At 65.0% G+C, this 6,000-nt stretch carries 6 protein-coding genes; 2 read left to right on the top strand and 4 right to left on the bottom strand.

The genetic code is table 11. The annotated features are described in order from the left end of the window. Together U5709_RS00360 and recQ are read left to right on the top strand one after the other, a co-directional pair. Window positions 1-1,562 (top strand): response regulator (locus tag U5709_RS00360; protein ID WP_321972518.1); only part of this gene is annotated, 1,562 nt, incomplete at its 5' end. Between the two features lie 173 nt (window positions 1,563-1,735). Then, the gene (gene recQ / locus U5709_RS00355) at window positions 1,736-3,634 is read left to right on the top strand and encodes a DNA helicase RecQ (protein WP_321971809.1); all 1,899 of its coding nucleotides are present in this window, start codon (window positions 1,736-1,738) and stop codon (window positions 3,632-3,634) included. Between the two features lie 145 nt (window positions 3,635-3,779). On the opposite strand, the gene U5709_RS00350 is transcribed toward recQ, so the two are convergent. The 4 genes from U5709_RS00350 to thpR all read right to left on the bottom strand — a co-directional run bounded on the left by U5709_RS00350 (window position 3,780) and on the right by thpR (window position 5,868). After that, entirely contained in the window at window positions 3,780-4,043 is a 264-nt protein-coding gene (locus U5709_RS00350; protein ID WP_321971810.1) for a hypothetical protein, read from the bottom strand. A 140-nt stretch (window positions 4,044-4,183) separates the two neighbouring features. Further along, entirely contained in the window at window positions 4,184-4,768 is a 585-nt protein-coding gene (locus U5709_RS00345) for a flavin reductase family protein (protein ID WP_321972517.1), read from the bottom strand. Window positions 4,769-4,782: 14 nt separating this feature from the next. Continuing rightward, window positions 4,783-5,154 (bottom strand): hypothetical protein, encoded by a 372-nt coding sequence (locus U5709_RS00340; RefSeq protein WP_321971812.1) that lies wholly within the window; start codon window positions 5,152-5,154, stop codon window positions 4,783-4,785. Between the two features lie 180 nt (window positions 5,155-5,334). Continuing rightward, entirely contained in the window at window positions 5,335-5,868 is a 534-nt protein-coding gene (thpR, locus tag U5709_RS00335) for an RNA 2',3'-cyclic phosphodiesterase (protein WP_321971813.1), read from the bottom strand. Window positions 5,869-6,000: the final 132 nt, after the last annotated feature.

The following is a 6,000-nucleotide window of genomic DNA, read 5'->3' as shown; positions in this document are numbered from 1 at the left end:
CCAACCGCGCAAAGTCAACGTTCCTCAACAGCATGAGCCACGACATCCGCACGCCGATGAACGCCATCATCGGCTTTACGGCGCTGGCCCAGACCCACCTTGACGACACGGCTCTGGTGCAGGACTACCTGGGAAAGATCGGAACCTCCGGCACGCACCTGCTTTCCCTGATCAACGACATCCTGGACATGAGCCGCATCGAGTCCGGCACGGTGAAGCTCGACGAGAAGCCGCTGCACCTGCCCGACCTCATGCGCGACCTGCGCACCATGGTCCAGGGGCTCATCAACGCCAAGAACCAGCACCTCTTCATCGACACACAAGACGTGGTGCACGAGGACGTCGTCTGCGACAAGCTGCGCCTTAACCAGATCCTCATCAACATCGTGGGCAACGCCAACAAGTTCACGCCGGTCGGCGGAGACATCATCATCCGCCTTGCCGAGAAGCCCTGCTCAACGCCGCACTACACCACGCTTGAGTTCTCCGTTAAGGACAACGGCATCGGCATGTCCGAGGAGTTCCTCGGCTACATCTTCGACACCTTCTCGCGCGAGTACAGCTCCACGGTCTCCGGCGAGCAGGGCACGGGCCTGGGCATGGCCATCACCAAGAACATCGTGGACATGATGGGCGGCCAGATCTCGGTGGAAAGCGAAGAGGGCAAGGGCTCGTGCTTTACCGTGACGCTCGACCTGCGCCTGGCCGGCGAGGCCGCCGACCGTGAGCCCATCCCCGAGCTACTGGGCGCCCGCGCGCTGGTGGTGGACGACGACCTGGACACCTGCCGCAGCGTGAGCAAGATGCTCCACGACATCCAGATGCGCCCCGATTGGACGGCATCTGGCCACGAGGCCGTGATCCGCGCGCAGGACGCGCAGGAGATGGGCGACGAGTACAAGGTCTATATCATTGACTATTTGATGCCCGACATGAACGGCATAGAGACGGTGCGTCGCATCCGCAAGGTGATAAGCGACGATGTGCCGATTATCGTTCTGACGGCCTATGACTGGGGCGGCTTTGAGGCCGAGGCCCGCGAGGCCGGCGTCACGGCGTTCGTGTCCAAGCCGATCTTCATGTCCGAGCTGAGGCAGGTGCTCACGCGGCCGGCCGGCGCCGTCGACGCGGGCGGCGGCGCCGCGACGGCGGGCGCGGGCGGCGGGCGCCGCTACGACTACAGCGGCCGCCACGTGCTTCTCGTCGAGGACAACGAGCTCAACCGAGAGATCGCCTGCGCGATCCTTGGGGAGACGGGCATGGTCCTCGACACCGTAAACGACGGCGACGAGGCTGTGGCCGCGGTGGCAGACGCGCCCGCCGGCACCTACGACCTGGTGCTGATGGACATCCAGATGCCCAGGATGGACGGCTACACGGCCACGCGCGAGATCCGCACGCTGCCGGACAACGAGAAGGCCAACGTGCCGATTGTGGCCATGACGGCAAACGCGTTTGACGAGGACCGCGACAAGGCCTTCCGCGCGGGCATGAACGGACACATCATCAAGCCGATCAGCATCGACGCCATCGCCGCCGTCCTCGACCACGTCTTCTCCTAGGCGCGCCTGCGATTTGGGGACAGACACCTTTTCGCACACGAACCTTGGCATCGACGACTTTGCCCAAAGATTCGGCAACGAACTTGCAGCCGTGACGCGTGTGCGAAAAGGTGTCTGTCCCCAAATTGCAGGCGCGCGTGTGCGAAAAGGTGTCTTTCACCGAAAGGGCCCGTATGACCGCTACGTCACATCCGCTCGAGATCCTTCGCCGCGTCTTCGGCTACGAGAGTTTCCGCCCGCACCAGGAGGGCATCGTCGACGCGGCGCTCGCGGGCCGCGACGTGCTCGCCGTCATGCCGACGTCGGCCGGCAAGTCGATCTGCTACCAGTTGCCGGCCATCGCGCTGGCCGAGGCCGCGGGCGGCCTCACGGTGGTCGTCTCTCCCCTGATCTCGCTCATGGCGGACCAGGTGGGGGCACTGCGTCAGTACGGCGTGGCGGCGAGCTGCCTCAACTCGACGCTTTCCGCGCCCGAGCAGTCAGACGTCCTGCACGGCATCGCGTCGGGCGCGCTCGCGCTTGTGTACGTGGCGCCCGAGCGCTTGGACGACCCTTACTTTATTGATGTGGTCGCACAGCGAGGCGCAGCGCTTCTTGCCGTGGACGAGGCTCACTGCATCAGCCAGTGGGGCAACGACTTCAGGCCTTCTTACCAGCGCATTATTGAGTTTATCGCCGCGCTGCCGCATCGTCCGCCCGTGATGGCGCTTACCGCCACGGCCACGCGCGAGGTGCGCGAAGATATCGTGCGGGCGCTCGGCCTCATAAACCCGCACACCGTCCTTGCGAGCTTCGACCGCCCCAACCTCAAGTTCCTCGTCGAGCGACCCATCAACAAGAAGGCCAAGGACGACCGCGTGGTCGCCTACGCACGCGAGCATGCCGGCCAATCGGGCATCGTCTACTGCTCGAGCCGCCGCGCCGTCGAAGAAGTCTGTGAGCTGCTGCGCGACGAGGGCCTCGCCGCCACGCGCTACCATGCGGGCCTCAGCGCCGACGAGCGAGACCGCAACCAAGACGATTTTCTCTACGACCGCGCCCGCGTGATGGTGGCCACCAACGCCTTCGGCATGGGCATCGACAAGTCGAACGTCAACTACATCGTCCACTACAACATCCCGAGCTGCCTGGAGAACTATTACCAGGAGGCCGGCCGCGCGGGCCGCGACGGCACCCCGGCCGAGTGCCTGCTGCTCTACTCGGCAGGCGACGTCCACACGCAGGAGTTCCTGCTCAGCCGCACCGACCGCGACGACCTTTCGCCCGAGGAGCTCGCCTGGCTGCACGAGCGCGACGAGGCGCGGCTCAAGCAGATGGTCTTCTACGCCACCACGACCGACTGCCTGCGCAGCTTTATCCTGCGCTACTTCAGCGAGGAGGCGCCCGCGTACTGCGGAAACTGCGCGAACTGCCTCGCCGAGTTCGAGGAGGCGGACGCCACCGTGGACGCCCTTAAGGTGGTGAGCTGCGTGGCCCGGCTCGCGCAGCGCGGGCGCACCGTCGGCGCCTCCACCATCGTGGATATCCTGCGCGGCTCGCGCGCCGAGAAGGTCCTGAGCCGCGGATACGACCAGCTCAGCACCTACGGCATCATGGCCGACGTGCCGGTGACGCGGATCCGCAGCCTCATCGACGAGCTCGTGTACCGCGGGCTGCTCGCGCGCACGTCGTGCGACTACCCCACGATCCAGCTCTCGGCGGCGAGCGGCGCCTTTATGCGGACCCGGCTTGTGGACGGGGAGCCGTTCGTGCTGCGCGTGGCAAAGGGCAAGCCGCGCAAGAAGCGCCCCGCGGACGCGGGCCCAGGCGCGGGCGGGCGCGGCGCCAAAACCGCGGCCACAGTCGAGCTCGCCGACGTGGATCAGGAGCTCTACCAGCGGCTTGTTGACCTTCGCACCGAGCTCGCGCGCGAGCAGCAGGTGCCGGCCTACATCATCTTTTCCAACGCGGCGCTCATCGACATGTGCGCAAAGAAGCCCCGCGACCTCGACGAGTTCCTGCAGGTTTCCGGCGTGGGCCAAAAGAAGGCCGACGCCTACGGCGAAGCGTTTCTCGCGCGGATCAACGGGTAGGCCGCGCGGCCTGCGATTTGGGGACAGTCCCCTTTTTGCACACGAGCGGCAGTTTCAAGCGACTCGCCCAACGATTCGGCGACGGGCTCGCAGCACTCATGCGTGTGCAAAAAGGGGACTGTCCCCAAATCGCAGGCCGCCCACATCACCGCGCAGGCGGGCGGCTCATCACGTACCAGCGGTTCGTGTCCCACCACAGGTGCGTTTGATAGCCGCCGAACCAGACGGTAAAGCGCACGCCGCGGCCGGTGCCGAGGCATGCCCAGCTCTCGCGGCGGCTCACCTTGGTGATCTCGTAGGCGCGCCCCGGGCGCCACAGCACGGCAATGGGGGTCAGCGCACCATCGGCATCGATCTCGCAGCGCACGCGCACGTAGCGACGCGTGCGCTTCTCGGCACCCTGAGACATGCTTCTCCCCTCCCGTCTGTCGTGGCCTGCTCGGAACGTACGTTCCTAGTATGCCACGACCACGGGACAACAAACACGTGTTCCGGTTATCGGGAGATTTTCTCGGCGGCTCACGGCGCCACGCAGCCGCCCGAAGCCGCCTAGTGCTTCTTCTTCGGCGCCTTCTTGCGAACGCTGTACCCAAAGGTTCCGACGCGTTTGCCCAGGTCAAAGTACTCGCCATGGCTGTAGGCGGTCAGGTTTGCGCGCGCGAGGTCGAGCCGGCCGCGCTCATCGAGCAGGCTCTCCTCCACCTGCACCGCCTCGACGCTGGCAAGAAACATGTGGTGGCTGCCGAGCTCCTTGACCTCGGTGACCTTGCACTCGATGTTCACCGGACTCTCAGCGATGACCGGGGCGAGCTCCAGCATGGCGGCCGGCGCAGCGGTAAGGCCGCACTCCGCCCACTTGTCGTAGTTACGGCCAGAGCGCACGCCACACCAGTCGCAGGCGCGCTGCAGCTTGTGGGTGGTCAGATTGACCACGAACTCGCCGGACTCGCGGATGATCGGGTAGCTCGCGCGCTCGGGGCGCACAGAAATGTAGAGCATCGGCGGGTTCGTGCAGATGGTACCCGTCCACCCGATGGCGATGATGTTCTTCTTGCCAGCAGCGTTTCCGCAGCTCACCATGGCCGTCGGCAACGGATAGAGCATGTTGCCGCCAGCCCAAACCTGTTTAGCCATGTGTGCGCGCTGCCCTACTTGTTGTTGACGACGCGGGAAAGAAGCTCGTGCTGAGCCACCAGCACGACGCCGGAAACGACGGCCGCACCGGCCGCGCAGGCGCCGACAACGCGCAGGATGGTCGTCTTGCGACGAGACGCGACCTCTTCCTGCTCCTGAACAAACGCCAGGTCAGTAAAGAACTCGGGCTTTGCCGACTCATCGGTAAAGACGATGTTGCCGTCGCCCATGAGCCACAGGAGCTGGCGGGTCGTCACGCGGCGGGCCTTGCCGTCGCGCTCACCAGGGGTCACAAAGCAAAACTTGCCATCGAGCATGACGATATCGCGCTCGGCGCCTTCAACGACCGCATAGGCCGGGTAATCCTTCTTCGTCACGTTCTTCACGAGGGTCTCCTTCGTTGCAGTCGTTCGTTCTTCCTAGGGTAGCGCGTCTTCGCGCGGGACGCCCCCGGCACGGACGAGCGGTCCGGCGGGCACAATCGATGCTTTTGATGTACCCAAACGTGGCTGCGCGGGGCTTTCGGCGCGCCCTCGACACCAAAATTAGCTAAGTATTTCTCCGCCTTAGCCGAACTCGACGGCGTACAGAGGCTTGTAACGGGGGCCGTTTTTCTCCAGATAACTGCGGAACAAGGTGACCTGCACGGCCTCGCAGGGCAGCGGGAACGTGAGCTGCGGCAAATCGCCGCCCGGCAGCTTGGCCCGGCGCGCCAACGTGACGTGCGGCGAGAAAGAAAACGAGCCGTCGAAGGCCACGCCGCGCGAAGCGAGCCCCTCGCGCACACGCCCAGCCAGCGCCATGAGCTCGGGATCCTTCGCGATCTCGAGCCAAAGGCCCGCGCCGCCCGCACACTTGCCAAAGGCGCCGAGGCCAATAACGTCGATGGGCATCGGGCCCGCCGTCGCGCAGGCGGCGTCCATCACGTCCATGGCGTCGCGCGCCACGGCCTCGTTTATCTCGCCAAGAAACGCCAGTGTGAGATGGTAGTTCTCGGCCGGCACAAAGCGACCGTCAACCTCGCGCTGCAACTGGCGAGCCAGCGCCGCGGCATCGTCGACGAACTCCTCCGGCATCTCCAAGGCAATAAACGCCCGCATGTGGCCTCCCTTTTGGACAAAGGGACAGTCCCTTTGTCCACTTGCGAACAAACGTTGCTAAGTGTGTGGCAGGACGAATCGTCGCGATTGTTGTCCGCCGCCTCGGCCAAAATAGTCTCACACAACGTAGCA

The organism is Paratractidigestivibacter sp., assembly GCF_963660155.1.
Classification (GTDB): Bacteria; Actinomycetota; Coriobacteriia; order Coriobacteriales; family Atopobiaceae; genus Paratractidigestivibacter.
This window is presented reverse-complemented; position numbering and strand designations above follow the sequence as displayed.

Coding starts and splice junctions, on each gene's coding strand:
- U5709_RS00350 (WP_321971810.1), bottom strand. CDS start 4,043: ATGTCTCAGGGTGCCGAGAAGCGCACGCGTCGCTACGTGCGCGTGCGC.
- thpR (WP_321971813.1), bottom strand. CDS start 5,868: ATGCGGGCGTTTATTGCCTTGGAGATGCCGGAGGAGTTCGTCGACGAT.
- U5709_RS00345 (WP_321972517.1), bottom strand. CDS start 4,768: ATGGCTAAACAGGTTTGGGCTGGCGGCAACATGCTCTATCCGTTGCCG.
- recQ (WP_321971809.1), top strand. CDS start 1,736: ATGACCGCTACGTCACATCCGCTCGAGATCCTTCGCCGCGTCTTCGGC.